This window comes from Frigoribacterium faeni (genome assembly GCF_007988805.1).
Taxonomy (GTDB): Bacteria; Actinomycetota; Actinomycetes; order Actinomycetales; family Microbacteriaceae; genus Frigoribacterium; species Frigoribacterium faeni.
The window spans coordinates 1-24,732 of sequence record NZ_BJUV01000043.1 but is presented as its reverse complement, the minus strand read 5'-3'; the positions used below and the strand labels follow the sequence as shown (position 1 = coordinate 24,732).

Genomic DNA, 24,732 nt, shown 5'->3' with positions numbered 1-24,732 from the left:
GGCGAGCTGGGGCGGGGCGGGGCGGGCGGGCTCAGCGGACCGCGGAACGGGCGACCGCGTGGTCGGCCTGCTCGCGGGTGAGCGCGGTCGTGCCGCCGCAGTTGCTGCACTGGTTCGTGTACCGCGACGACACCGTGAACAGCGGCACGAAGAACAGCGTGAACTTCGTCGCGAGCCTCTCCACGTTCTGCGGCACGGTCTTGTCGCAGAATCCGCAGGCGAAGACGACCACGACGAGCAGGGTGCGGCGCACGGTGGTGCCGAAGAGGAGGAACATCGCTCGACCGTAGTCCTCGCCCTGGGCGGGACCTGTGACCGCGGCGGGGCGACGAGGCGTAGCGTCTGACGAGTCGAAGGCGTTTTCATCGTCTTCTGGGGCCGGTGTTGCTTGCATCCCTGCCCGTGAAGCTCATTGCGAACAACATCGGCACCCGGGGCACGGTCGTCTTCACGGCGACCGTGCCCCTTTCTCGTCCCGGCCACCCGACCGCCCGCGCCGCCGGGGGACTACACCGGACGACGTGCCCTCCCCTCTGATCCTCGCCGGACTCGCCGGCCTGCTGTCCGGCCTCTCGCTCGTCATCGGCGCCGCCGTCGCCTGGCTGGTGAGGGTGCCGCGCGAGGTGGTGGCCCTGGTCATGGCCTTCGGCGCGGGGGTGCTGATCTCGGCCCTGTCGTTCGACCTGGTCGACGAGGCCACGAGCAGCGGCGGCCTGGTGCCGACCCTGTCCGGGTTCCTCGCCGGCGCCGTCGTGTACGTCGTGCTCGACCAGCTGCTCGAGCACGGCGGATTCCGCCGCAAACGACACAGCCGAGGAGGCGCGGGCTCGGGGACGGGACTCGGCATCGCCCTCGGCGCCCTCCTCGACGGCGTGCCCGAGACCGCCGTGCAGGGCATCAGCCTCACCGGGGGCGGCGCCCTGAGCATCGCGGTGCTCGTCGCCGTCGTCATCTCGAACTTCCCGGAGGGGATGTCGAGCACGGCCGACCTCAAGTCATCGGGCCGGTCGGCCCGCTACGTCTTCGGCCTCTGGACGGGCATCGCGCTCGTCTGCGCGCTGTCGGCCGTCGGCGGTTACGCCCTGCTCGGCTCGGTGCCCGAGGGCGGCCAGTCGTTCGTGATGGCGTTCGCGGCCGGGGCGATCCTCGCGATGATCTGCGACACGATGATCCCGGAGGCGTTCCGCAAGACGCAGACGCTGACCGGCCTCGTGACCGTGCTCGGCTTCGTGGCGAGCTACGTGGTGCACCAGGTGGCCTGATCGCGCCGACCCGAGCGGGGTGGGTGGTGCGCGATCGTGACGACCCGCGCCTCCTCGGCTCGATCGTCTCGCGGACGTCCCCCGTTCTCTGGGGCAGCGCACACGTCCGCCGAGGCGGTCGCGGCCTACCGTCCAGTCGTGCCCGGCTCCACTCCGTCGGGCACGAGAACTCGACGGAAGGACCCCCATGAAGGCAGTCGTCTGGCACGGCATCGGAGACATCCGCCTCGATGAGGTCTCCGACCCCACCATCATCGAGCCGACCGACGCGGTCGTCCGCATCACCCGCAGTGCGATCTGCGGCACCGACCTGCACTTCGTCCGCGGCACGATGGCGCCGATGAACGAGGGCACGATCCTCGGCCACGAGGCCGTCGGCGTCGTCATGGAGGTCGGTGACGACGTCCGCGGCTTCAGCGCCGGCGACCGGGTCGTCATCAACTCGACGGTGTCGTGCGGCACCTGCCGCTACTGCCGCGAGGGCAAGACCGCGCAGTGCGACGTCGCCAACCCGAACGGCCCCGACGCCGGGACCTGCTTCTTCGGCGGACCCGCCTCGACCGGTCCGGTGAACGGACTGCAGGCCGAGCAGGTCCGCGTGCCGTTCGCCCAGAACACGATGCACCGGCTGCCCGACACGGTCAGCGACGAGCAGGGCATCCTGCTCAGCGACATCTTCCCCACCGGCTGGTTCGGCGCCGAGCTCGCGGGCGTGAAGCGCGGCGACGTGGTGGCCGTGTTCGGCGCCGGCGTCGTCGGCCAGTTCGCGATCGCCTCGGCGTTCAAGCAAGGTGCGGGGCGCGTGATCGTCGTCGACCACGACGAGACCCGCCTCGCCATGGCGCTCGCCCAGAACGCCGAGGTCGTGAACTTCGACACCGAGGACCCGGTGGAGACCATCAAGCACCTGACCGCCGGCGTCGGGGTCGACGCCGTGATCGACGCGGTCGGGGTCGACGCCCAGCACGCGACGCAGGGGCCCGCTGCACCCGACGACGCCACGGCCGCCGAGTTCGCAGCCGAGGTCGAGCAGGTCGCGCCCGACGCGGCGCCGCAGGGCGACCAGTGGGTGCCCGGCAACGCCCCGTCGCAGGCCCTGCGCTGGGCCGTCGAGGTGGTCGCCAAGTACGGCCGCATCGGAGTGATCGGCGTCTACTCGCCGACCATGGCGTCGTTCCCGTTCGGTGAGGCGATGCTCAAGAACCTGACGATCCGCATGGGCAACTGCGACCACCACTCGGTCACGCCGCCCCTGATCGACCTGGTCGCGTCGGGGCGGTTCGACCCGACGGCGTTCATCACCGAGCGCGAGGGCATCACCTCGGCCATCGAGGCCTACGAGGCGTTCGACCGCCGCGAGGCCGGCTGGACTAAGGTCGAGCTGATCGCCGGCTGAGGAGTCTCACCGGCCGAGGAGGCGCGGGCCGGGTGTTGCGGGATCGTGACGACCCGCGCCTCCTCGGCTGGTTAGCGTGGTCGGATGGGGACGACGACGCGGATCGGACAGGGCATCATCAGCGGGGCGGCGGCGCTCCTCCTGCTGACGGGATGCTCGTTCGGGGACACCCCGGGCGCTCCACCGAGCGGTGAGACGACTCCCCCGGCCGTGAGCAGCCCCGGCGCCGACCCGTCGGCGTCGCCCGAGCCCGAGTCGCCCGCCTCGCCCGTCACCGAGCTCGGACTCGACTGCGCGAGCCTCCTCGACCCGGGCACCGCCTCCGTCGCGAACCCCACCTGGGCGCCCCGCGACTACTACGACCGCGAGAGCGTCGAGTCGGCCGACTACGCCATCGCCCAGGAGGGCGGTCTGGTCTGCACCTGGAACGACGGCGAGGCGGCGGACGCGAAGAACAACGCCGCCGACGGCGTCCGCTACTCCGGCCTGCTCGTGCAGGTGCTGCCGCACGCCGAGGCCGAGTGGCCGCAGCTCGTCGACCTCTACGGCGAGCAGAGCGCACCGACCTGCCAGACCCTCGAGACGGCGACGGGCACGCAGGCGAGCTGCCAGTACGACGTGCTGATCGGCAGCACCTGGGTCTCGTTCCTCGCGAACCGCTTGGACGTGCCGGACGGCAGCACCCCCGACAAGGTCGTCGCCCCCATCGTGCGAGCCGTCACCGACGCGGTCGCCGCCGCCGACGTGACCGACGAGCCGTGGCCGCTGTCCGGGCCGATCCCCGCCTGGAGCTGCGTCGACGGCGCGGGGCTCGAGAGCGACGCCCTCGAGCTCGGCGACCAGGAGGCGCGGCAGATGGTCCCCGGCGGCGGGTACTCCGTCTACGCCGCGGCCTGGCAGCGGGCCGGGGCGTCCACCTGCTCGACGTCCGTGGACGGGGCCGACGGCCTGCTCGTGCCGGCCGTCTCGGAGAGCGTCCTGACCGGAGGCGCGTGGGCCCTCGACCAGCGGCTCGAGTTCGGCCTGGTCGACCCGTCGTCCGCGGTCGACGTGCCCGGTCTCGCCGAAGGCGACGCCGCCTACCGCAGCTGCACGACCACCTGCGTCACCGACCTCGTGATCGGCGACGACTGGGCGCGGCTGACCGTGTCGCCCGACGCGCTGACCGACGGCGACGTCGAGGGCGCGAGCGACCGGCTCGCCGAGGCGTACGTGGCGCGGGCGCTCGGCTCGTAGCGGCGGACGCCCGCCACAGCGCCGGGTTCCGGGCGCAGCGCCAGGTTCTCGCGCTCAGGCCGGGCCGAGCCCCGTCACCCCGCCGGCCACGGCCCGTGTCGTCTCACCGTCGGGCCAGCGCAGCGTCACGCCCCGGTCGAAGGTAAGCCGGCCGACCTCGGCCGTGGTCGCGAACTCCGAGTGCATCCTCGACTCGCCCGGGCGGTCGGCGGTCACCATGCCGAAGCCGGGGAAGCAGCCGAGCCAGTCGCCCATCGAGACGCCGTCCGCGCCTCCTCCACCCGCGCCTCCTCCACCCTCTCGGCCGCCCGGACCCGCGCCGCCCGACCCGGGGATCGGGATCGACGCGACGTCGAGCGTCGCCCCGTACCCGCCGGCCTCGGCGAGCATGCCGACCGTGCCGACGACGCCGGCCATGCTGACGTCCTTGGCCGCGGACGGGCGGGCCCGAGCGACGGTGGCGGCGAGGTCGCGCAGCTCCTCCGAGCGGCGCCCCTCGGTCGAGTTCCACTGCGCCCCGTGATGCCCCTCGCGCCACGAGCCGCTCAGATCGACGGTCAGCGACAGCGCGTCGCCGTAGCGACCGCCGCCCCCCGGCACCGGGTCGGCCGTGCGCCCGAGCGCGGTGACGGTGAGCGCCGCGGGCACCCCCACCTGCGTGTGCCCGCCGAGCAGCGGCACACCCCAGGCCTCGGCCCCGCGCCGGACCCCGGCCATGACGCGGCGGACGAACGCGGTGTCGCGACCGGCCACGGCGTCGAGCAGCCCGACCGGGGCCGCGCCCATCGCGCTCAGGTCGTTGACGTTGACCAGCACCCCGCACCAGCCGGCCCACTCGGGGTCGCGCTCGACCATCGAGGGCAGGATGGCGTCGCACGCGGCGATCACGTCGGTGCCGGGCACGGGCGCTCCGTCGTCGCCCACCCACCCGGGGCCGCCGAGCGACGCCACGGACGAGCCGGACCACGCCGTGTGCGGTTCGAGCAGCGCCTCGAGGTGCGACTTCGTCGCGTCGACGAGCCGCTGGTACCGGTCGATCGGCCAGCGCATCCGGAGGTGGTCGACGCCGCCGATCACGCAGCCGCCGGTGGCCTCCCAGCCGAGACGTCGGAACAGCACCGCGCTGCGCGTCTGCACCGTGGCGTCGAACCGGATCACGCCGAGCTGCTCGGCGAGCGCCGCGGCGGCCCGCACGAGGGCCGAGCCGACGCCGCGCGCGCTCCGGGCCGACGGCGCGACCACCAGCCGCGAGCCCGTCCACCACCCGATGTCCCGGGCGCCGACGGGCGCGAGCCGCACCCCGCCGACCACCGTCGCGCCCACCCGGGCGACGAGCACCACGGTGCGCGGGTCGTCGTCGAGGTCGTCGCGGTCGGTGCCGTCGAACAGCCCCTGCTCGTCGACGAAGGCGGCACGACGGAGGTCGCGGTACGTCTCGATCTCGGCGGGGTCCGCGACGCCGACGAGGAACTCCGCCGGCGGGCTCACGACGCGCGGCCCCATCAGCGCCGGCACGTCGAGCAGGGCCATGCTCAGCCCCCTGCCGTCTGCAGCGCGGAGCACGCGCCGCACGCCGCGCATCCGGCGGTCTGGTCGGAGCCCTTCATGCCCGCGGCGATCAGCGCCTGCGAGACCCGGAACGTGATGTCGTGCAGCACCGAGCCGTGCGGCGCGGTGGCCCCGTCGACGTCGGTCGCGAGCGTGCCGCGCAGCGGCCGGAACGGCACCACGAACGGGTAGACGCCCATGTCGATCAGCTCCTGCGCGCCGGCGACCATCTCGTCGGGGTCCTCGCCGAGCCCCACGAGCAGGTACGTCGACACCTGGTTGCGTCCGAACACCCGCACGGCCTCGCGCCAGGCGGCGCGGTACTCGTCGAGCGACACGCGCGACTTGCCCGGCATCCAGCGCTGCCGCACCGCGTCGTCCATCGACTCGACGTGGATGCCGATCGACCGCGCGCCGGCCTCGTAGAGGTCGGTGATCGTCGAGAGGGCGGCCGGCGGCTCGCACTGCACCTGGATCTCGAGCTCGGGCACGACCTTCTTGATGGCCTTCACGCAGCGCGCGAGGTGCGTGGCGCCGCGATCGCGTCCGTTCGAGGTGCCCGTCGTCATGACCATCTGCTCGACGCCGTCGAGCCGCCAGGCCGCCTCGGCGACCTCGGCGATCATCGCCGGCGTCTTGACCGCGATCGTCGAGCCCGCGTTCAGCGACTCCTCGATCGAGCAGAACCGGCACCGCTCGGCCTCGTCGTAGCGGACGCAGGTCTGGACGACGGTGGTGGCGAGCACCGTGGCCCCGTGGAGGCGCGCGATCTTCTCGTAGGGGACCCCGTCGTCGGTCGCGAGGTCGTAGAACCGCGGCCGGTCGACGGGCGTGACCTCGATGCCGGTGTCCTCGCCGTCGAGCAGCAGCCTGCCGTCGTCGACGAGGTAGGGGCTGTCCTGGCTCTGCGGGATCGCCGACTGCAGCCCCTGGAACAGGACGTGTCCGTCGTCGCTCGGACCCGCGCCTCCCTGGCGGTTCACCGGGGCGGCGACCCGGATGCCGCGGATCGCGACGTCGACCCGGGTCGAGAGGGCGCCGGCGTTCGTGATGGTCACGGGCGCACCGGCTCAGACCATGTAGGTGCTGTTGATGATGGCGCCCTTGCGGGCGTAGTGGATGACGGCGTCCTGCACGTCGAGCGGGTGACAGGGGATCACGCCGGCGATGAGGTCCTCTTCGCGGTTGCCGTGCAGGGCCAGTCCGAAGCGGCAGCAGAACACCGTGCCGCCCTCGGCGATGAAGGTCTCGAGCGCGTTGTTGATGTTGTTCTCACCGGGGAAGCCGTCCGAGCCGGTCGTCGGGAACCCGCGGTTCGCGATGCAGTTCATCGAGCCGGGGCCGTAGAAGTAGAGGACGCTCGTGAAGCCCTTGCGCAGGGCGCGGGTGGCCTGCAGCACGGCGACGAAGCTCACCGACGACTCGTGCGCGATGCCGTGCACGAGCTGGAAGTAGTACTCGTCCTTCGTGGCGGTGTAGTCGGGGAAGATCTTCGTCGATCCGTAGATGTTGCTGCCCTTGGGCAGGGACGGGTGCGCGATCTCGTTGCGCGAGGTCTCGATGTTGTCGAGGATCTGCTGGTCGAAGTCGATGTCGCTCATGGTGCGGGCTCCTTGCGGGGTCGGATGAGGAACTGCCGGGTCGATCTGGCACGAGTCTTCGGCGCGTGTGTTGCCGTCGGATTACGGGGGATCGCCGAATTGTTTCGAGGCCGCCCGGCGTACCCCTCTACTGCGCCCCGATCCGCGGAAACACGATCTTGTTCTGGTCGAAACCAATCGGTAACACGTCGTGACGTTGACTTGACGCACCGCAGGACCCTGCGCCTCCGTCACCATCCACCGCCCGCAAGGAGCATCGATGACCACGACCGTCGCGGCCGTCTCGGCGAACTTCACCCGAGACCTCGACCAGAACTACGCGCTCATCGAGAGCCTCGTCCGCGAGGCCCGGGAGGCCGGCGTGCAGCTGCTCGCGTTCCCCGAGGCGGCGATCGGCGGGTACCTCTCGTCGCTCGGCAACCACGGCGACACCCTGAAGAGCACGTCGCGGTCGCTGCCCCCGGCGATCTCGCTCGACGGCCCCGAGCTGCGGCGCGTGCAGGAGATCGCGGGCGACATGGTCGTCTGCATCGGCTTCTGCGAGCTCGACGCCGACGGCGAGACCCGCTACAACGCCGCGGTCTGCCTCGACGGCGCCCGCGTCTACGGCTCGTACCGCAAGGTGCACCAGCCGCTCGGCGAGAACATGTCGTACTCGGCCGGCGACGTCTACGAGGCGTTCGACACCCCCGTCGGCCGGATCGGCCTGCAGATCTGCTACGACAAGGCGTTCCCCGAGGCGGCCCGGTCGCTGGCGATGGACGGCGCCGAGATCATCGTCAGCATGTCGGCCTGGCCCGTCGCCCGGACGGCCACCGCCGAGAACCTGCAGGACGACCGCTGGACGTACCGGTTCAACCTCTTCGACATGGCTCGCGCCCTCGACAACCAGGTGTTCTGGATGGCGTCGAACCAGGCCGGCACCTTCGGCTCGCTGCGCTACGTCGGCAACGCCAAGGTCGTCGACCCGGGCGGCAACGTGCTCGCGACGACGCTGCTCGAGGCGGGCCTCGCGATCGCCGAGATCGACGTCGAGGGCACCTTCGCGGCGATGCGCGGCGGCATGTTCCACCTGCGCGACCGCCGCCCCGACGCGTACCGCACCGGCGAGGGCGCCGCGTCCGGCGCATCCGCCGCATCCGCCGCATCCGTCGCGTCCGTCGCGTCCGTCGAGAAGGCGAGCCTCGCCCGTGCCTGAGATGACCTTCGAGATCCGCTGGCCCGACGGCGCCGTGGCCTCGTGCTACTCGCCCAGCCTCGTGATGCACGACTACCTCGTCGAGGGCGCCGACTACCCGTTGGCCGAGTTCGTCGACCGCTCGACCACGGCCCTCCGGGTCGCGAGCGAGCGGGTCGCCGCCCGCTACGGCTTCGCCTGCACCTCGGCGATGCAGCAGGAGAGCGAGATCGTCGCGGTCGCGGGACGCTACCCGGGAGGCACGGTGCGGGTCCTCGAGATGTTCCCGCCCCTCCCTGCTCCCGAGACCGCCCCCGCCTCCGGTTCCGGTTCCGCCTCCGCCTCGGAGGCCGTCTCGTGACCGCCGAGCGCGCGACCGCCGGTCCCCGCGGATCCCGCCCCGCCCGCCGGGTCGTGGACGGCACCCGCGTCGACGTGGTCGTGGTCGGCGGCGGCCAGGCCGGTCTCTCGGTCAGCTGGCATCTCACGCGGCAGGGCATCGACCACCTCGTGCTGGAGCGCGACACGATCGGTCACGACTGGGCCGACCGCCGCTGGGACGCCTTCACGCTGGTGACCCCGAACTGGCAGTGCGTGCTGCCCGGCTTCGCCTACGACGGCGACGACCCGGACGGCTTCATGGCCCGCGACGAGGTGCTCGCCTGGATCCGCCGCTACGCCGCCTCGTTCGACGCGCCCGTGGTCGAGAACGTGCTGGTCACGCGCCTGCGGGAGGCGACCGGAGGCGGCTTCGAGGTCGTCACCGACCAGGGCACGGTCCTCGCCGACCAGGTGGTCGTCGCCACCGGCGGGTACCACCGACCGGTGCTGCCGGCCGTCGCCGCGGGCGTCTCGCGCGACGTCGTGCAGCTGCACTCGGCCGACTACCGCTCGCCGCAGCTGCTGCCCGAGGGCGACGTTCTCGTCGTCGGCTCGGGGCAGTCCGGCGCGCAGATCGCGGAGGACCTCCATCTCGCCGGGCGTCGCGTGCACCTCGCGCTCGGGTCCGCGCCGCGCTGCGCCCGCTTCTACCGCGGCCGCGACTGCATCGCCTGGCTCAGCGACATGGGCGTCTACGACATCCCCGTGCAGGCGCAGGTCGGCGGGCTGACCAAGCGCGAGTCGACGAACCACTACATGACCGGACGCGACGGAGGACGCGACATCGACCTGCGGGCCTTCGCCCTCGAGGGCATGCGGCTCTACGGCCGGCTGACCGGAGCCGACGGCACGGCGCTGAGCTTCTCGCCGACGGCCGAGGCCTCGCTCGACCACGCCGACTCGGTGATGGAGTCGATCAAGTCCGACATCGACCGCCACATCGACCGCGAGAGAATCGACGCCCCCGAGGAGGCGCGCTACAGCCCGGTCTGGCGGCCCGAGTCCGAGGTCACCGCCCTCGACCTCCGCGAGGCGGGCATCACGAGCATCGTCTGGTCGGCGGGCTTCCGCTCGGACTACTCGTGGGTGCAGGTCGGCGTCTTCGACGGCGCGGGCCACCCGACCCATCGGCGCGGGGTCACCTCGACGCCGGGGCTGTGCTTCGTCGGACTGCCGTGGCTGCACACCTGGGGCTCCGGCCGGTTCGAGGCGATCGCCCGCGATGCCGAGCACGTCGTCGAGAGCCTCGCCGCCCAGGCCGGTCGGGCGACGCGCGACGACTCGACGCCGGACACGTCGACGCCGCGCACCTCGACGTCGGGCGCGTCGACGGCGGGCACGTCGACGCCGACCGCCTCGACGGCTCAGCCGGGACGGACCGACGCCCCGCTGGAGGCGGTCGTGTCGGGCTAGCCTGTCGACATGGCCGAGATCACGATGGGGGCGGTCGCGGCGCACTTCGGTCGCGACGTCGAGCGCACCCTGGCCAAGCTGCCCGGCATGATCGAGCAGGCCCGCGAGCGCGGGGTCGACCTGCTCGTCCTGCCCGATGCGACCGTCGGCGGCTACCTGCTCGACATGGTGCACCCGGGCCCCGAGGCGCTGCCGCCGGCCGTCGAGCTGGACGGCCCCGAGGTGCAGGCCGTCGCCGACATGGCGGGCGACATGACGATCTGCTTCGGGGTGGCCGAGCGGGTGCTCGACGGGGGTGTCGACGTCCGGTACAACAGCGCGGTCTGCGTGCAGGGCGGGCGCCTCCTGGGCTCGCATCGCAAGGTCCACCTGCCGCTCGGCGAGTCCGAGGCGTACCGGGCCGGGTCGTCGTTCGACGCGTTCGACACCCCCGTCGGCCGCCTGGGCATGATGATCGACTTCGACAAGACGTTCCCCGAGTCGTCGCGCACGCTGGCGCTCGACGGCGCCGAGCTGCTCGCCTGCCTGAGCGCGTGGCCGGCCAGCGTCACCGACCGGTCGGACCGCCTGCGGAACGACCGGCAGGCGCACCTGTTCGACCTCTACGACTGCGCCCGGGCCGCCGAGAACCAGCTCTACCTCGTGTCGTCGAACCAGACGGGCGTGCTCGGCGGGCTGAGGTTCCTGGGCCAGGCGAAGGTCGTCGACCCGGCCGGCGAGATCATCGCGAAGACCTGGGCGAAGGGCGGTCTCGCGACCGCGACCGCCGACGTCGGCGCGGGCGTCGCCCGGGCCCGCCGCACGATGGACCACCTGCACGAGCGGGTGCCCGCCGCGTACCGTACGAGTCCGCCCCCGATCGCCTGACCCGAGGAGGCGCGCGCGTGAAGATAGCCCAGGTCACCTACTCGACGAAGCCGCGGGGCGGGGTCGTGCACACGCTCGCCCTGTCGGAGGCCCTGGCCCGGCGGGGTCACGACGTGACCGTCTGGACGCTCGGCCGCGGAGGCGACCAGGCGTTCTTCCGTCGCGTCGACCCCGCGGTGCGGATCCGGGTCGTGCCGTTCGCGGCGCGCGACGACGAATCGGTCGGGGAGCGCATCCAGCGGTCGATCGCCACCATGCGCGCCGCGTTCGACGCGCAGCGCGACGCCTCGGACGCCCCCGAGGTCGTCCACGCCCAGGACTGCATCTCGGCCAACGCGGTCGGGCCGTGCCTGCGCACCGTCCATCACCTCGACGAGTTCACGACGCCCGAGCTCGTCCGCTGCCACGATCAGGCGATCCGGCAGCCGATCGCGCGTCTGTGCGTCTCGGCCGCGGTGGCCGCCGACGTGGCGGCGGGCTGGGGGCTGACCCCGACGGTCATCCCGAACGGGGTCGACTCGGCCCGGTTCCGGGCCGCCGCCGGGCCGGAGGGTGCGGCCGGCCGGTCCGTGTGGCGCGGACGGCTCGGCGAGTACGTGCTCGCCCTCGGCGGCATCGAACCGCGCAAGGGCAGCGTCGACCTGCTCGAGGCGTTCGCGCTCGTCCAGCGGGAGCGTCCCGGGGTGCGGCTCGTGTTCGGCGGCGGGGAGACCCTCTTCGACTACCGGGACTACCGGGCCGGGTTCGACCGGCGGGCGGCGGAGCTGGGTCTCGACCCGCGCCTCCTCGGGGTCGTCGACGACGACGAGCTGCCCGCGCTGGTGGCCGCCGCGGGCGCGCTGGCCTTCGTCTCGACCAAGGAGGGCTTCGGCCTGGCCGCGATGGAGGCCCTCGCCGCGGGCGTCCCCGTCGTCGCCCGCGACCTGCCGGTGCTGCGCGAGGTGTTCGGCGCGACGGTGGCCTACGCGAGCGACCGCGAGTCGGTCGCCGGGGCGCTCGTCGCGGCGCTCGACGGCGACGGTCCGCCCGCCGATCCCGGGCGCGCGCTGGCGGCGTCGCACGACTGGGACGACGTCGCCCGGCTGCACGAGGAGTTCTACGAGTCGGTCGGGACGGAGGGCGACCGTGGTCAGGCAGTCGATCTCGCACATCGTCACCTCGCTCGCTGACGCCGACCCCGGGCGGATCGTGGCCCATGACGGCGAGTCGGTGCTGACGGCCCTCGAGCTGGACCGCGCCTCCTCCCGGCTGGCCCGCGCCTACGCGGAGCTCGGCGTCGGGCGGGACTCGATGGTCACGATCGCCCTGCCGAACACGGTCGAGGCGATCGTCGTCTGCGCGGCGGTCTGGAAGTGCGGCGCGACGCCCCAACCGGTGTCGCTCGGCCTCGACGCCGGCGAGCGCGCCGCGCTCGAGGAGCTGGTGCGGCCGGCGCTCGTGGTCGGGGTGCCGTCGTCACGCGACGGGGTGCCGTGGGTGCCGGCGCGCTGGACGCCGCCGGCCGGGCTGGCCGACACCCCGCTGCCCGACGCCTGGTCGACGAGCTGGAAGGCGCCGACCTCGTCGGGGTCCACCGGCCGGCCGAAGGTCGTCGTCGCGGCCGGACCCGCGCTGCTCGACCCCGACCGGGCGGTGGCGTCGTTCCTGCCGCGCGACCAGGTGCAGCTCGTGGCCGGACCCCTGATGCACTCGGCCACGTTCACCTACGCGTTCCGGGGCCTGATGACCGGGCACTCGCTCGTGCTGCTGCCGCGCTTCGACGAGCGGCGGGTGCTGCGGGCGATCGAGGAGCACCGGGTGACCTGGGCCCTGCTCGTGCCGACGATGATGCACCGCCTGCTGCGGCTGCCGGCCGACGAGCGCGCGGCGGCCGACGTCTCGTCGCTCGAGACGGTGCTGCACCTCGGGGCGCCGTGCGCGCCCGACCTCAAGCGCCGGTTCCTGGACTGGGTGGGCCCCGAGCGCGTCGTCGAGGTCTACGCGGGCAGCGAGTCCAACGGGGTGCTGACGATCCGCGGCGACGAGTGGCTGCGGCACCCGGGCAGCGTCGGCCGGGCGACGGGGTCGACGGCGGTGTCGGTGCGGTCCGCCGACGGGGACGAGCTGCCGGCGGGCACGATCGGGCAGGTCTGGCTGCGGCGGGAGGGCGACCCGACGTACCGGTATCTCGGCGGGGAGTCGGCCCGGACCGCCGACGGCTGGGACACCATCGGCGACCTCGGGCTGCTCGACGACGACGGGTGGCTGTTCGTGGTCGACCGGGTCGACGACGTCATCCTGCGCGGCGGGGTGAACGTGCACCCGACCGAGGTCGAGCGGGTGCTCGAGGCCCACCCCGCGGTGCGCGGCGCCGTCGCGTTCGGCGTCGCGGACGACGACCTGGGTCAGCGGATCGAGGCCGTGGTCGACGTGCCGGGCGGCGACGTCGACGGCCCGACGATCCTGGCCTGGGCCCGCGAGCGCCTCGACCCCGAGCGGCGGCCGTCCGCCGTGCGCGTCGTCGACGAGCCGGTGAGGGACGACGCCGGCAAGACCCGCCGGCGCGCCTGGGCGTAGCGGGCGGGTGCCACCGCGCCAGGATGCGGGCACGGCACCAGGAGAAGGCCTGGCGCTGTGCCCACATCCTGGCGTCGTGCCGCGCGGCTAGGTTCGAGGGCATGGATTGGACCGAGCACGCGGTGTGGTGGCACGTCTACCCCCTGGGATTCGTCGGAGCGGACACGACGGGAGGGGACCGGACGCCGGCGCCGCGCCTCCTCGACCTGGTGCCCTGGCTCGACCACCTGCTCGCGCTCGGGGCGAACGGACTCGCGCTCGGGCCGGTCTTCGCGTCGTCGACGCACGGCTACGACACGATCGACCACGTCACGATCGACCCGCGCCTCGGCACCGAGAGCGACCTCGTCGAGCTCATCGAGCGGGCGCACGAGAAGGGCGTCCGGGTGATGCTCGACGGCGTCTTCAACCACGTCGGGCCCGAGTTCCCCGCTCTCGTCGAGGCCCGCGCCGACGCCTCGTCGCCGGCGGCGGCGCTGTTCCGTCGGGAGGACGACGGCGAGCTGGCGACCTTCGAGGGCCACGGCGGGCTGATCGCCCTCGACCACTCCCGTCCCGAGGTCGCGGAGCTCGTGATCGACGTGATGACCCACTGGTGCGATCGCGGCGCCGACGCCTGGCGGCTCGACGCCGCCTACGCCGTGCCCTCCGAGTTCTGGGCGCAGGTGCTGCCGACGGTGCGCGAGCGGCACCCCGACGTCGCCGTCGTCGGCGAGGTGCTGCACGGCGACTACGTCGCGGCCGTGCGCGAGGGAGGCCTCGACAGCGTCACGCAGTACGAGCTGTGGCAGGGGATCTGGCACGGGATCGACGACGCGAACCTGCACGAGCTGGCCTGGGCGCTGACCCGGCACGACGAGTTCCTCGACGCGTTCGTGCCGCTGACCTTCGTCGGCAACCACGACGTCACCCGGATCGCCAGTCAGATCGCCGACGAGCGCCACCACGACCACGCGACCGTGCTGCTCTTCTCGCTGGGCGGGATGCCGAGCGTCTACTACGGCGACGAGTACGGACTGCGCGGAGTCAAGGAGGCGCGGGTCGGCGGAGACGACGCCGTGCGCCCCGCCTACCCGCCCGCGCCGGTCGACGGACCCGGCTCGGGCGTGCCCGACGCCCGCCCCGACGTCTTCGCGCTGCACCAGCTGCTGATCGGCGTGCGGCGACGGCACCCGTGGCTGCACCGGGCGCGGAGCCGGACCCTGTCGGTCGAGAACGGGACCCTCGTGCTCGAGCTGACCGGTGGGCGCGACGGTGCCGTGGCCGGCGGGGCTGCTGGTGGCGGAGCCGGTGCGGGTGGCGGAGCCGACGCCTCGGGCGGTGGCGGGGCTTCGGGCGGTGGCAGGGCTTCGGGCGGCGGCGGGGCTTCGGGCGGCGGGTCCGGTGCGGGCGGCGGAGCCGACGGTGCTGATGGGCAGGTGCTGGTCGTGGCGCTGAACATCGGCGACGGCGAGCTGCGGGTGCCGCTGGGGTCGACCGGAGCGGCCGGTGCATCCGGCTCGACGCCCGAGTTCGTCGCGGGGCGCGATGCCGGGTTCGACGGCGCCGACCTCGTGGTGGGGGCCCACGGCTGGGCGATCGCGGCGCCCGGGCGCGTCTGAGCGGCGCCCTCCCTCAGCCGGGCAGGCGCCGCTCGCTCGCCCGCGGCGGATCGAGTGGTCGGAAGATGCTCTTCGGCGGCGGATGAAGAGCATCTTCCGACCACTCGATCGCGCGGGCGGGCGCGAGGCGGGACGGGGTGGGGCGCGAGGCGCGAGTCGCGTGGCGCGCGCTAACGTGAGCGCGTGTCGACCTTCACCCTCGTCTCGCTCGTCGTCTGGGTCGTCTTCGGCGTCGTCAACATCCGGCTCGCCCGCAAGGACGGCCGCTCGAAGCTGGTCTGGTTCATGCTGACGGTGCCGTTCGGGCTGCTGGCGACGGTGTTCCTCCTCATCGCGAAGGCGCCCGAGCCCGGCCCCGCCCGCTGGGACTCCCCCGGCTCGCTGCGACCCGCGTTCGCCGTGCCGCGCGCGTTCCTCGTGCTGTCCGGGCTCGCGTTGCTGGCCGCGGACGGCCTGTCCGGCAGCCGAGCGACGTCGTGGCTCGTGATCGCGGGCGTCGCGCTGGCCGTCTTCGTCACGCTCACGGTGTTCGCCGTGCGCGCCGCACGTCGCGAGCGCCCCGACGTCGACCCCGCCACCCCGAGCCGCGACTGACCCGGATCGAGTGGTCCGAAGATGCTCTTCGTCGGCGGAGGAAGAGCATCTTCCGACCACTCGATCGTGTGCGCGACGCGTAGCGCGGGCGAGGCGCGACGCGTGGCGCGGGCGGGGCCAAACGCGTAGCGCGGGCGGGGCGCGTGGCGCGCACGATCGGACGCCGACGGACAACGAATGGAGCGAGTGACGGGAATCGAACCCGCGCTACCAGCTTGGGAAGCTGGAGTTCTACCATTGAACTACACTCGCGCGCCGCCTCGAAGGCGGGCGTCACCACTATAGCGACCCGTACCTCCGAGGCCACCCCGGGGTCGCCCCGCGCGGCGATCGAGTGGTCGGAAGATGCTCTTCACCGGCGCACGACGAGCGTCTTCGGACCACTCGATCCGACGGAGAGCTAGGCGGACGCGACGCCGACGATGCGCAGGTCGAGCGAGGGTTCGACCAGGTCGGTCTCGTCCGCCAGCCGCGCCAGCAGCCGCTCGGCCACCTCGCGCGCCACACGCGGCCCCGCCGCCTCGTCGCTCACCGCGATGTCGAGCGTCACCCGGGCCTCGAGCCGCGTGACGGCGATCCCGACCAACGGGGCCGAGCGTCCGCCCGGCACCCCGGCCGCACCCGCGGCACCGGCTGCACCCGGCATTCCGGCCGCACCCGCGGCACCGGCCGCACCCGCCGCACCGGCGGACGACGCCTCATCCGCGTCGCCCCCGCCGACCACCGCGGTCAGCCCGTCGAGCGCCTGCCGCACCACCGTGCCGAAGCCGGGTCGGGCCTGCACGCGCACCACCCCGGGAGTGCCCGCGGCGAGCGCCCCGAGCTCGGTGGCGAGCTGCGAGAGCTGGCTGTCGTCCATCACGGTGCTCCCTCGGTGTCGGGGTCGGTGTCGATCAGGTGCACGTCCCGCACGGTCACGTCGACGCTCTCGACGACGAGCTCGGTCTGCTGCAGGAGGTGCCGGGCCACGGCGCCGCGCACCTCGTCGGCGAGCGCCGGGACCTCGACGCCGTAGAGCGCGCTGATCGACACCTCGACGCGCACCGCGGCGTCCGGCTGCGAGACGTCGCCGATGATGGCGCACGAGATGACGACGGCGCCGTCGACCGCGTCTCCGGCCTCCCGGATCAGCCCGCGGACGGCGCCCTCGGTGATGTGCAGCGTGGTCCGCAGATCGGTCGACGTGAGGGGGATCTCGCGGCCGGAGCGCGACTCGAGCCGCACCCGGCTCATCACGTCGGCGATCCACGAGGGCGCCGGCGCGGTCGAGGCGGTGGCCACCTCGTCGGCCAGCAGGCGACCGGTGATCGAGCGCAGCCGCTTGAGCGCCACCAGCTGGGCGAGCGCGGACGGGTCGTCCTCGATCAACGGGTCGTAGGGCTCCCGGCCGTCGTCGAGGTAGTCGGAGATGCGCTCGATGCTCACGCCGTCGTCGGGCGCGGCCTCGACCGCGGCGTCGAGCTCGGCGGCGGCGTCCGCCTCGGTCACGGCGTCGCCGGCCGCCACCGCCTCGGCGGGCGGCAGCCCCTCGGCCACGGCCGCGGCCGCCAGCTCGGCGCCGACGTCGGGCGCACCCGGCAGCCCCGGCACCCCGGTCGTCTCCGAGGAGGCGCGGGTCGGCTCGTCGGGCGTCCCCGAGGAGGCGCGGGTCGGGTCGTCACTCATCGCCAGGCCTCCATGTCGCGGGTCAACGTCTCTCGTGCTCGGGCCAGCAGGCCTCGGACGGCGGTCACGGTCGTCCCCGTCCTCTCGGCGATGTCGGCGTACGACTCGCCTCCCACCTCGCGGAGGGTCCACACCTGCCGCTGGCTCTCGGGCAGCCGCTGCAGCGCCTCCCGCAGGCCGGACAGCGCGTCGCCGGTGACGGCCGCGCGCTCGGGGTCGTCGCGACCGCCGTGCTCGCTGGGCAGCTCGAGCTCGTCGACGTCGCTCGCCGGGCGCCGGGCCCGCACGAGGTCGAACGACTTGCGCGAGACGATCCGCATCATCCAGCCGCGCACGGCGGCCGGGTCGGCCAGCGTCGGCAGCTCGCGCCAGATCGCGATGGAGGCCTCCTGCACGGCGTCGTTGGCGTCGGCCCGCGAGCTCGTGAGGCGCGTCGCGTAGGCCGTCATGAGCCCGAGGTGGCGGCGCAGCAGCTGCTCGAAGGCCCGCTCGTCCCCCTCGGCGGCACGCGACGCGAGCACCGCGTCGGCCGCACTGGCCAGGTCGACCGCCACCGCGCCTCCTCGGCTCGTCTCGCTCGGGGCACGTGACCGCGACCCGACCGTCGTGGCCCTGATCGAACAGGGCCGGAGAGAATGTCCTCGACGTATTCCGTGACGTTTCTGCCGCGGGATGCGTCCTGTACATGACTACACCGATTCGCGACGTGGAACCCGCATCGACGCGACCCCGACAGAAGGAGAACACCATGGCCGACACCACCCCGACCACCCCCGCCACGACCGCCGCCTCCACCAGCCGGGTCGACAAGGCTCCCGTCTCGACCACGGCCGCGACCACGAGCTCCTCGACCGGGTCGACCGGCGTCACCGCCGTGGGCAAGACGGTCATCGCCGACAGCGTCATCTCGAAGGTCGCCGGCATCGCCGCCCGCGAGGTCCCCGGAGTCCACGCCCTCGGTGGCGGAGCCGCTCGCGCCTTCGGCGCCCTCCGCGACGTGATCGGCACGCAGGACCTCAGCCAGGGCGTCCGCGTCGAGGTCGGCGAGACCCAGGTCGCGGCCGACGTGACCATCGTCGTCGAGTACCCGCAGCCCATGAACCGGATCGCCGAGGACGTGCGCGCGAGCGTCGCCCGTGCCATCGAGCAGCTCGTCGGCATGGAGGTCGCCGAGGTCAACGTCGCCATCAACGACGTCTTCATCCCGGGCGAGGACGACGACGCCGACGAGAACGCCGAGAGCCGCGTCCGATGACCCCCACCACCACCGGCATGGCCGTCGGGGCCGTGCTCGCCGTCGTCGGACTGCAGTTCGGCTTCTGGGCCCTCGTGCTCGTCGCCGTCTGCATCGCCGTGGGCGCGCTCGTCGGCCGCATCGTCTCGGGGAAGACCGACGCGAGCGGGCTGCTGGACGCCCTGCGCGGACGGCGTTCGTCGTCATGACCGCCACCGCCGCACCGGCGACCGGTCGGAGCGGTGACCGCGAGGACGATCGCGCCGACGGCGCCACCGGGCTCCCCGACCGCGCCTCCGTCGTCCCCGGGCACGTCAGCACCGCGGCGCGCGTCCTCACCCGGGTCGCCGTCGCCGTGGTCGCCGAGACCCTGAGAGTCGACCGCCGCGAGGTGCACGTCGACGCCCGGGACGACGACGGCCGGCTCGCGCTGTCCGTCACGACGCCCGTGCGCATCCCGACGCTCACCGAGGCCGTCGACGTGCCCGAGGGCGGCGTGGTCGGCATCGTCCGATCGCTGCAGTCGACGCTCACCCGACGCATGGCCGAGATCGCCGATCGCACCGTCGGCCGCGTCGACGTCACCGTCACCGGATCCCGTATCGAGCGGACAGGAAGAACCTCATGAGCGATCCCCGCGTCTACGCGCGCATCGTGCGCCGCGAGTCGAACTCGTCCCGCTCGGGCAGCGCCATCGTCGTGCTGCTCCTCCTCTCGGTCGTCGTGGCCTGGGTGGGGATCGAGTCGGTGTACGCCGCCCTCGGTCGACCCGCGCTGCTCTTCTCGCCGGTCGACGTGCTGCCGACCCTGTCGACCGCCCTCTCCGACGCCCCGGGCGTCGTCATCGCGGCCGGGGCCGTCAGCGTCCTCGTCGGGATCGTCCTGCTCGTGCTCGGCCTCACCGCCGGCCGTCGCGGACGTCACGCCATCGACGACGACCGCGTCGCCGCCGTGGTCGACGATCGCGTCATCGCGTCGTCGCTCGCCCGCACCGCCCGCGTCGCCGGTCGGCTCTCGAGCGACCAGGTCGACGCCTGGGTCTCGCGGCGCAAGGCGCAGGTCCGTCTGACTCCGACCTCCGGCGTCGCGCTCGACGAGCAGCCCGTGCTCGCCGCGGTCCGCGACGAGCTCGCCGCCACCCCCTACCGCCCCTCCCTCACCGCCGCCACGAGCGTCGCCACCGACGGAAGGCTCGGATCATGACCGCCAGCAACAGATTCCTGAACCGGCTGCTGCTGATCGTCACCGGGCTGATCGCGATCGCCGTCGGCGCGTTCGTCGGCGTCAGCGCCCTCGCGGGAGACGCCGGAGCCCGACTGCGCGACCTCGTCGATCCCGCGGCGAGCGCCGTGGCCGACGCGGTCGACCGCACGCCGCTCGATCCGAACGGCGGCACCGGCGGGAGCTGGCTGCCCGCCGCCCTCGCCGCGCTCTGCCTCGTGCTGCTGATCGTTTTCCTGGTGGCGGTGTTCCGCCACGGCGGAGGCCGCACGAACCGCGTGGTCGTCTCCGACGACGAGGCGGGCTCGATCGCCGTCTCGACGTCGTTCGCCGACACCGCCATCACCGACGCGCTCGAGCGTCGCCGCGACATCGCCGACGTCGGCGTCTCGGCCTGGACCGTGAACGGCCGGCCCGCCCTCAAGGTGCGGGTGCGCGTCACGGCCGGGTCGTCGCCCGCCCCGGTGGTCGCCGCCGCGTCGGACGTCGTGCGAGGACTCGACCGGGTGCTCGGCGAGTCCGTCCCGGTGCTGGTCGAGGTCGTCGGCGCGTCCGTCGTGAAGAAGGGCGCCGACAGCCGGGTGGCCTGACGACCCGCGCCTCCTCCGCCCTCTCGAGGAGTCAGCGCACGGCGAGCCGGCTCAGCGCAGCCGGCCGGCTCAGCGCAGCCGGCCGGCTCAGCGCACGGCCGGCCGGCTCAGCGCACGGCGAGCAGGATCTTGCCGCTGTGCCCGCCGGACTCCATGCGCTCGTGGGCGAGGGCGGCGAACTCGAGCGGGAACACGCTGTCGAGCACGGGTCGCACGTCGCCGCGGGCGACCAGCGGCCAGACGTGCTCGCGGACCTGCGCCATGATCTCGCGGCGCTCCTCGAGCGGCCGGGCCCGCAGGGTGGTGCCCCAGATGCGTCCGCGCTTGCCCATCAGACGGCCGACGTCGATGGTCGCCTCGGCGCCGCCCTGCGAGGCGATCACCATGATGCGACCCCCGACGGCGAGCGCCTCGACGTCGCGGGCGAGGTAGTCGCCGCCCACCAGGTCGAGCACGACGTCGACGCCGCGCCCGTCGGTGAGCTCCTTGACGACCGCCACGAAGTCCTCGTTCTTGTAGTCGATGCCCCGGTCGGCGCCGAGCGCCTCGCTGAAGGCGACCTTGTCGGCGGTGCCGGCCGTGGCGTAGACCGTCGACCCCAGGGCCTTGGCGAGCTGGATCGCGATCGATCCGACGCCGCTCGACCCGCCGTGCACGAGCAGGGTCTCGACCGGCTGCAGCTGCGCGTTCATGAACACGTTCGACCACACCGTGGCGACGGCCTCGGGCAGTCCGGCCGACTCGACGAAGTCGAGGCCCTTGAGGTACGGCAGGACCAGCCCCTCGTCGACGGCGACGCGGTCGGCGTAGCCGCCGCCCGAGAGCAGGGCCACGACGTGATCCCCCAGGGAGGCGGTGGTCACCTCGTCGCCGACGGCCACCACCGTGCCGCTGACCTCCAGACCGGGCCAGCTCGGGGCTCCGGCCGGCGACGGGTAGTGGCCCTCGCGCTGGTTCACGTCGGCGCGGTTGACCCCCGCGGCGGCGACGTCGATGACGACCTCGCGCGGCCCGGCGACGGGTTCGGGCACCTCGCTGACGACGAGGGCACGAGGCCCTCCGGGCACGGGGACGGTGACGGCACGCATGACCCCATCCTCCCCCACCGACCCCGAGCCCGCCCCGACTGCGCCCGCGTCGCGCCCCCGTCGCCGACCGGGCGCGCCGAGCCCGCCCCTCCCGCGCCCTCGGGGCTGACTAGGCTTGTCGCGTGCTGCTCTCCGACCGCGACATCAAGCTCGAGCTCGACGCCGGGCGCATCGGCCTCGACCCCTACGACCCCTCGCTGATCCAGCCGTCGAGCATCGACGTGCGGCTCGACCGCCTGTTCCGGCTGTTCGACAACCACAAGTACCCGTTCATCGACCCGGCGGAGGAGCAGCCCGAGCTCACCCGTCTGGTCGAGACGAAGGCCGACGAGCCGTTCATCCTGCACCCGGGCGAGTTCGTGCTCGGCAGCACGTACGAGCTGGTCAGCCTGCCCGACGACGTCGCCGCGCGCCTCGAGGGCAAGAGCTCGCTGGGACGGCTGGGGCTCCTCACGCACTCCACGGCCGGGTTCATCGACCCCGGGTTCAGCGGCCACGTCACCCTCGAGCTCTCGAACGTGGCGACCCTGCCGATCAAGCTCTGGCCGGGCATGAAGATCGGCCAGCTCTGCTTCTTCCGGCTGAGCTCGCCGGCCGACCACCCGTACGGCTCGAGCGAGTACGGGTCGCGCTACCAGGGCCAGCGCGGACCGACCGCGAGCCGTTCGGCGCAGTCGTTCGTGCACACCGACGTCAGCCGCTGACGCGGTCGAGCCGAGGAGGCGCGGCGCGGCCTCCCGAGGTCGCCTCGGCGGAGAAGAAGGGGGCGCAGGGAGAAACCCGACATCTCAACCTGCACCCCCGGACTCGCGATCCTGAACCGGTCATCGCGAGGCACCTCATCTTGTAACGGATCCTCATTTTTTTCACGTACCTGGACGCGAAACGAACGCGATGCTCGCACCGCGAAGACCGTCCGCGGCGAGTGCCGACCACGGGCCGCGTGGGCACCGGAGCGGCTCCGACGTCGACCCCCTGATCGGGCCCGCTCAGGCCTCGAGGGTCTCGCGGGGCGACCGCCCGTAGGCCTCGAGGTACTGCGCCGAGAACCGTCCCGCGTGCGCGAAGCCCCAGCTCGACGCGATCCCCGCCACGGTGTGACCGAGCGTCGGGTCGGCCGCCGTGAGGTCGTCGTGGGCGCCGCGCAGCCGCGCCTGGCGCAGCTCCGCCATCGGCGTCGTGTCGAGGTGCCGCCGGAAGGCGAGCTGCAGCCCCCGCGGGGTCAGACGCGCCGCCTCGGCGATCTCCGTGATGCCGACGTCGTCGTGGGCGTGCTCCTCCATGAACGCCATCGCCCGGCGCACGGTCGAGGGCAGCGGCCGCCCGTCGATCGTCCGGTCGAGCGCGACGGCGTTCGTCTCGAACCCCTCGATGAACGCCGAGACGACCGAGCGGAACGCCGCCGTGCGGATCAGCGGGCTCGCCATCGCGGCCTCGTTGCCGATGACGTGCCGCAGATGAGCCGACACCGCATGCCAGTGCTTCTGGTGGGCCGCCGAGACCGGCTCCATGGCGGTCACATGGAGTCCGCGGGGCGCGACGAGCCCGAGGGCGGCGAGCTCCTGGTCGACCGAGGCGCGGTCCAGCATGACCTGCGAGACCTCGAGATGCTCGGAGCGGATCTCCTTCACGCGGTCGCTGGGGGACGCGACGGTCTGGCCGGCGCCGCCCCGCGCCTCCTCGACTCCGTCGGTGATGGTGACCTGACCGGACACCACGGTGGCCAGCGTGAAGTACGAGATCGGATCGTGGACGGTCCGCACCACACCGCCGTAGTAGAGGTGCCCGACGGCGAAGCGCTGCTCGCCCGAGACGGAGCGGCGGAACGCGAAGCCCTCGCCGACGCCGGCGCCGTCCACGGTCGGCTCGATCGACTGCAGCCGGTACATCTTCTGAAGCATCTCGTGGGCGACGACGGGGTCGGTCGTCTCCATGCTGCGGACGCGCGGGTCCGCGAAGGGGTTCGGTGACATCTCGGTTGGACCCGTGTCGGGTGGCGGCCGTCGCGAACGGGGTCTGGGTTCGCTCGAGCACGTCGACCTGATCCGTCGACTGGCCGAAGAATACCCCCTCGACGCGGTCCCCGTGCGATGCGCACCGGACCCGCACCGCGCCTCCTCGGCGTAGCGTCGGGCGCATGGACTACAGGACACTCGGAAACAGCGGTGCCTCCGTGTCGGAGCTGACATTGGGCACCATGACCTTCGGCGCCGAAGCCGACGAACCGACCTCGCACACGCTCCTCGACGCGTTCGTCGCCGCGGGCGGCACGCTGGTCGACACCGCCGACGTCTACAGCGCGGGCGTCTCGGAGCAGATCATCGGCCGCTGGCTGGCGGCCCGCCCCACCGACGCGGCGCAGGTCGTGCTCGCGACGAAGGGCCGGTTCCCGATGGGCACGGGCCCGAACGACGTCGGCCTCTCGCGCCGGCACCTCGCGGCCGCGCTCGACGCGTCGCTCACCCGGCTCGGAGTCGAGCACGTCGACCTCTACCAGATGCACGCGTGGGACCACCTGACGCCCATCGACGAGACCCTGCGGTTCCTCGACGACGCCGTCAGCGCGGGCAAGATCGGCTACTACGGGTTCTCGAACTACCTCGGCTGGCAGGTGACCAAGGCCGTCGGGCGCGCCGCCGCCCTCGGCTTCGCGCCCCCGGTCACGCTGCAGCCGCAGTACAACCTGCTGGTGCGCGACATCGAGCACGAGGTCGTGCCGGCCTCGCTCGACGCCGGGATCGGGCTGCTGCCGTGGTCGCCGCTGGCCGGAGGCTGGCTGAGCGGCAAGTACACCCGCGACGAGGCCCCCACCGGGGCGACCCGCCTCGGCGAGGATCCGACCCGGGGCATGGAGGCCTGGGAGGCGCGGAACGCGGACGACCGCACCTGGGCCGTCCTCGACGCGGTCGCCTCGATCGCCGCGGCGCACGACGCGTCGGCCTCGCAGGTGTCGCTCGCCTGGCTGCTGCGGCAGCCGGCCGTGACGTCGGTGATCCTGGGTGCACGGAGCGTCGGCCAGCTCGAGGACAACCTCGGGGCGTCCGACGTGGCCGTCGCGTTGACCGACGACGAGGTCGCGCGGCTGTCGGCGGCGAGCGCGCCGCGGGTGGACGACTACCCGTACGGTGCGGCCGGGGTCGCGCAGCGCGACCGGAAGCTCGTCGGCGGCCGCTGAGCGCGGGTGCGGGCGGCGGCGGCTGGCGGCGCCGCCGCCCGCCTCTGCCCGCACCGCACCGCGTTCCGGTCACCGCACCTGACCTAGACGCGGTGCGGCGCACGAAACACGGTGCAGTGCGACGTGC

The 24,732-nt window shown here is 73.4% G+C and carries 27 protein-coding genes and 1 tRNA gene; 18 read left to right on the top strand and 10 right to left on the bottom strand.

Going from position 1 to position 24,732, the window contains the following annotated elements:
- Window positions 1-31 precede the first annotated feature (31 nt).
- Entirely contained in the window at window positions 32-277 is a 246-nt protein-coding gene (locus FFA01_RS14465; RefSeq protein WP_167627396.1) for a zinc ribbon domain-containing protein, read from the bottom strand.
- Between the two features lie 244 nt (window positions 278-521).
- Here FFA01_RS14465 and FFA01_RS14460 point away from each other — a divergent pair, with 244 nt between their 5' ends.
- The 3 genes from FFA01_RS14460 to FFA01_RS14450 all read left to right on the top strand — a co-directional run bounded on the left by FFA01_RS14460 (window position 522) and on the right by FFA01_RS14450 (window position 3,894).
- Window positions 522-1,262 carry a ZIP family metal transporter gene (locus tag FFA01_RS14460; RefSeq protein WP_146856891.1) on the top strand — a complete coding sequence of 247 codons (741 nt, stop codon included), beginning with the start codon at window positions 522-524 and terminating at the stop codon, window positions 1,260-1,262.
- Between the two features lie 187 nt (window positions 1,263-1,449).
- Complete coding sequence (locus FFA01_RS14455; RefSeq protein WP_146856890.1) at window positions 1,450-2,658, top strand: alcohol dehydrogenase catalytic domain-containing protein; 1,209 nt, start codon at window positions 1,450-1,452, stop codon at window positions 2,656-2,658.
- 84 nt (window positions 2,659-2,742) lie between these two features.
- Entirely contained in the window at window positions 2,743-3,894 is a 1,152-nt protein-coding gene (locus tag FFA01_RS14450; RefSeq protein ID WP_146856889.1) for a hypothetical protein, read from the top strand.
- 54 nt (window positions 3,895-3,948) lie between these two features.
- On the opposite strand, the gene FFA01_RS14445 is transcribed toward FFA01_RS14450, so the two are convergent.
- Genes FFA01_RS14445 through FFA01_RS14435 form a run of 3 tightly spaced genes read right to left on the bottom strand, consistent with a single transcriptional unit; the run spans window position 3,949 to window position 7,043 of the window.
- The gene (locus FFA01_RS14445; protein ID WP_146856888.1) at window positions 3,949-5,424 is read right to left on the bottom strand and encodes an MSMEG_0567/sll0787 family protein; all 1,476 of its coding nucleotides are present in this window, start codon (window positions 5,422-5,424) and stop codon (window positions 3,949-3,951) included.
- Window positions 5,425-5,426: 2 nt separating this feature from the next.
- Window positions 5,427-6,500 carry an MSMEG_0568 family radical SAM protein gene (locus tag FFA01_RS14440; RefSeq protein WP_208720935.1) on the bottom strand — a complete coding sequence of 358 codons (1,074 nt, stop codon included), beginning with the start codon at window positions 6,498-6,500 and terminating at the stop codon, window positions 5,427-5,429.
- A 12-nt stretch (window positions 6,501-6,512) separates the two neighbouring features.
- A complete protein-coding gene (locus tag FFA01_RS14435) occupies window positions 6,513-7,043 on the bottom strand; it encodes an MSMEG_0572/Sll0783 family nitrogen starvation response protein (RefSeq protein WP_146856887.1) in 531 nt (176 codons plus the stop codon).
- Window positions 7,044-7,302: 259 nt separating this feature from the next.
- On the opposite strand from FFA01_RS14435, the gene FFA01_RS14430 reads away from it, so the two are divergent.
- The 8 genes from FFA01_RS14430 (at window position 7,303) to FFA01_RS14395 (ending at window position 15,632) form a co-directional block, all read left to right on the top strand.
- On the top strand, window positions 7,303-8,241 hold the full coding sequence (locus FFA01_RS14430; protein WP_146856886.1) for a carbon-nitrogen hydrolase family protein: 939 nt from the start codon (window positions 7,303-7,305) through the stop codon (window positions 8,239-8,241).
- Between the two features lies 1 nt (window position 8,242).
- The gene (locus tag FFA01_RS14425; RefSeq protein WP_220478417.1) at window positions 8,243-8,581 is read left to right on the top strand and encodes an MSMEG_0570 family nitrogen starvation response protein; all 339 of its coding nucleotides are present in this window, start codon (window positions 8,243-8,245) and stop codon (window positions 8,579-8,581) included.
- Window positions 8,578-10,014: an MSMEG_0569 family flavin-dependent oxidoreductase gene (locus FFA01_RS14420; protein WP_220478422.1), complete on the top strand. Its 1,437-nt coding sequence runs from the start codon at window positions 8,578-8,580 to the stop codon at window positions 10,012-10,014. Before FFA01_RS14425 ends, FFA01_RS14420 begins: the two co-directional genes overlap by 4 nt.
- A gap of 9 nt (window positions 10,015-10,023) precedes the next feature.
- A complete protein-coding gene (locus FFA01_RS14415) occupies window positions 10,024-10,881 on the top strand; it encodes a carbon-nitrogen hydrolase family protein (RefSeq protein ID WP_146856884.1) in 858 nt (285 codons plus the stop codon).
- A 17-nt stretch (window positions 10,882-10,898) separates the two neighbouring features.
- Window positions 10,899-12,050, top strand: a complete 1,152-nt coding sequence (locus FFA01_RS14410; protein ID WP_146856883.1) for an MSMEG_0565 family glycosyltransferase — start codon at window positions 10,899-10,901, stop codon at window positions 12,048-12,050.
- Window positions 12,007-13,437, top strand: coding sequence for an AMP-binding protein (locus FFA01_RS14405; RefSeq protein ID WP_146856882.1), 1,431 nt, complete (start codon window positions 12,007-12,009; stop codon window positions 13,435-13,437). The genes FFA01_RS14410 and FFA01_RS14405 overlap by 44 nt, the downstream gene beginning before the upstream one ends.
- A 101-nt stretch (window positions 13,438-13,538) precedes the next feature.
- Entirely contained in the window at window positions 13,539-15,038 is a 1,500-nt protein-coding gene (locus tag FFA01_RS14400; protein WP_146856881.1) for an alpha-amylase family glycosyl hydrolase, read from the top strand.
- A gap of 183 nt (window positions 15,039-15,221) precedes the next feature.
- On the top strand, window positions 15,222-15,632 hold the full coding sequence (locus tag FFA01_RS14395) for a hypothetical protein (RefSeq protein ID WP_146856880.1): 411 nt from the start codon (window positions 15,222-15,224) through the stop codon (window positions 15,630-15,632).
- A 178-nt stretch (window positions 15,633-15,810) separates the two neighbouring features.
- On the opposite strand, the gene FFA01_RS14390 is transcribed toward FFA01_RS14395, so the two are convergent.
- The 4 genes from FFA01_RS14390 to FFA01_RS14375 all read right to left on the bottom strand — a co-directional run bounded on the left by FFA01_RS14390 (window position 15,811) and on the right by FFA01_RS14375 (window position 17,851).
- Window positions 15,811-15,884 (bottom strand) — tRNA-Gly (locus FFA01_RS14390).
- 148 nt (window positions 15,885-16,032) lie between these two features.
- Window positions 16,033-16,491, bottom strand: a complete 459-nt coding sequence (locus tag FFA01_RS14385) for a hypothetical protein (RefSeq protein ID WP_146856879.1) — start codon at window positions 16,489-16,491, stop codon at window positions 16,033-16,035.
- Window positions 16,491-17,297 carry an Asp23/Gls24 family envelope stress response protein gene (locus tag FFA01_RS14380; RefSeq protein WP_146856878.1) on the bottom strand — a complete coding sequence of 269 codons (807 nt, stop codon included), beginning with the start codon at window positions 17,295-17,297 and terminating at the stop codon, window positions 16,491-16,493. The genes FFA01_RS14385 and FFA01_RS14380 overlap by 1 nt, the downstream gene beginning before the upstream one ends.
- A complete protein-coding gene (locus FFA01_RS14375; protein WP_244289878.1) occupies window positions 17,294-17,851 on the bottom strand; it encodes an RNA polymerase sigma factor in 558 nt (185 codons plus the stop codon). Before FFA01_RS14375 ends, FFA01_RS14380 begins: the two co-directional genes overlap by 4 nt.
- Before the next feature lie 194 nt (window positions 17,852-18,045).
- Here FFA01_RS14375 and FFA01_RS14365 point away from each other — a divergent pair, with 194 nt between their 5' ends.
- From FFA01_RS14365 to FFA01_RS14345, 5 genes are read left to right on the top strand one after another with little or no spacing between them, the layout of a single operon-like run.
- On the top strand, window positions 18,046-18,552 hold the full coding sequence (locus tag FFA01_RS14365) for an Asp23/Gls24 family envelope stress response protein (protein WP_146856876.1): 507 nt from the start codon (window positions 18,046-18,048) through the stop codon (window positions 18,550-18,552).
- Complete coding sequence (locus tag FFA01_RS14360) at window positions 18,549-18,740, top strand: DUF2273 domain-containing protein (protein WP_146856875.1); 192 nt, start codon at window positions 18,549-18,551, stop codon at window positions 18,738-18,740. The genes FFA01_RS14365 and FFA01_RS14360 overlap by 4 nt, the downstream gene beginning before the upstream one ends.
- Window positions 18,737-19,159: a hypothetical protein gene (locus tag FFA01_RS14355; RefSeq protein WP_146856874.1), complete on the top strand. Its 423-nt coding sequence runs from the start codon at window positions 18,737-18,739 to the stop codon at window positions 19,157-19,159. The genes FFA01_RS14360 and FFA01_RS14355 overlap by 4 nt, the downstream gene beginning before the upstream one ends.
- Window positions 19,156-19,734: a hypothetical protein gene (locus FFA01_RS14350; RefSeq protein WP_146856873.1), complete on the top strand. Its 579-nt coding sequence runs from the start codon at window positions 19,156-19,158 to the stop codon at window positions 19,732-19,734. Before FFA01_RS14355 ends, FFA01_RS14350 begins: the two co-directional genes overlap by 4 nt.
- Complete coding sequence (locus FFA01_RS14345; RefSeq protein ID WP_146856872.1) at window positions 19,731-20,342, top strand: hypothetical protein; 612 nt, start codon at window positions 19,731-19,733, stop codon at window positions 20,340-20,342. The genes FFA01_RS14350 and FFA01_RS14345 overlap by 4 nt, the downstream gene beginning before the upstream one ends.
- Window positions 20,343-20,449: 107 nt before the next feature.
- Here FFA01_RS14345 and FFA01_RS14340 read toward each other — a convergent pair whose 3' ends face one another.
- A complete protein-coding gene (locus FFA01_RS14340; protein ID WP_146856871.1) occupies window positions 20,450-21,430 on the bottom strand; it encodes an NAD(P)H-quinone oxidoreductase in 981 nt (326 codons plus the stop codon).
- 122 nt (window positions 21,431-21,552) lie between these two features.
- Between FFA01_RS14340 and dcd the strand changes: the two genes are divergently transcribed.
- The gene (gene dcd / locus FFA01_RS14335; RefSeq protein ID WP_146856870.1) at window positions 21,553-22,134 is read left to right on the top strand and encodes a dCTP deaminase; all 582 of its coding nucleotides are present in this window, start codon (window positions 21,553-21,555) and stop codon (window positions 22,132-22,134) included.
- 285 nt (window positions 22,135-22,419) lie between these two features.
- Here the strand turns inward: dcd and FFA01_RS14330 are convergent, their stop codons facing one another.
- Window positions 22,420-23,364, bottom strand: coding sequence for an AraC family transcriptional regulator (locus FFA01_RS14330; RefSeq protein ID WP_167627395.1), 945 nt, complete (start codon window positions 23,362-23,364; stop codon window positions 22,420-22,422).
- Window positions 23,365-23,567: 203 nt separating this feature from the next.
- Between FFA01_RS14330 and FFA01_RS14325 the strand changes: the two genes are divergently transcribed.
- Window positions 23,568-24,605: an aldo/keto reductase gene (locus FFA01_RS14325; RefSeq protein WP_146856868.1), complete on the top strand. Its 1,038-nt coding sequence runs from the start codon at window positions 23,568-23,570 to the stop codon at window positions 24,603-24,605.
- Window positions 24,606-24,732 lie beyond the last annotated feature (127 nt).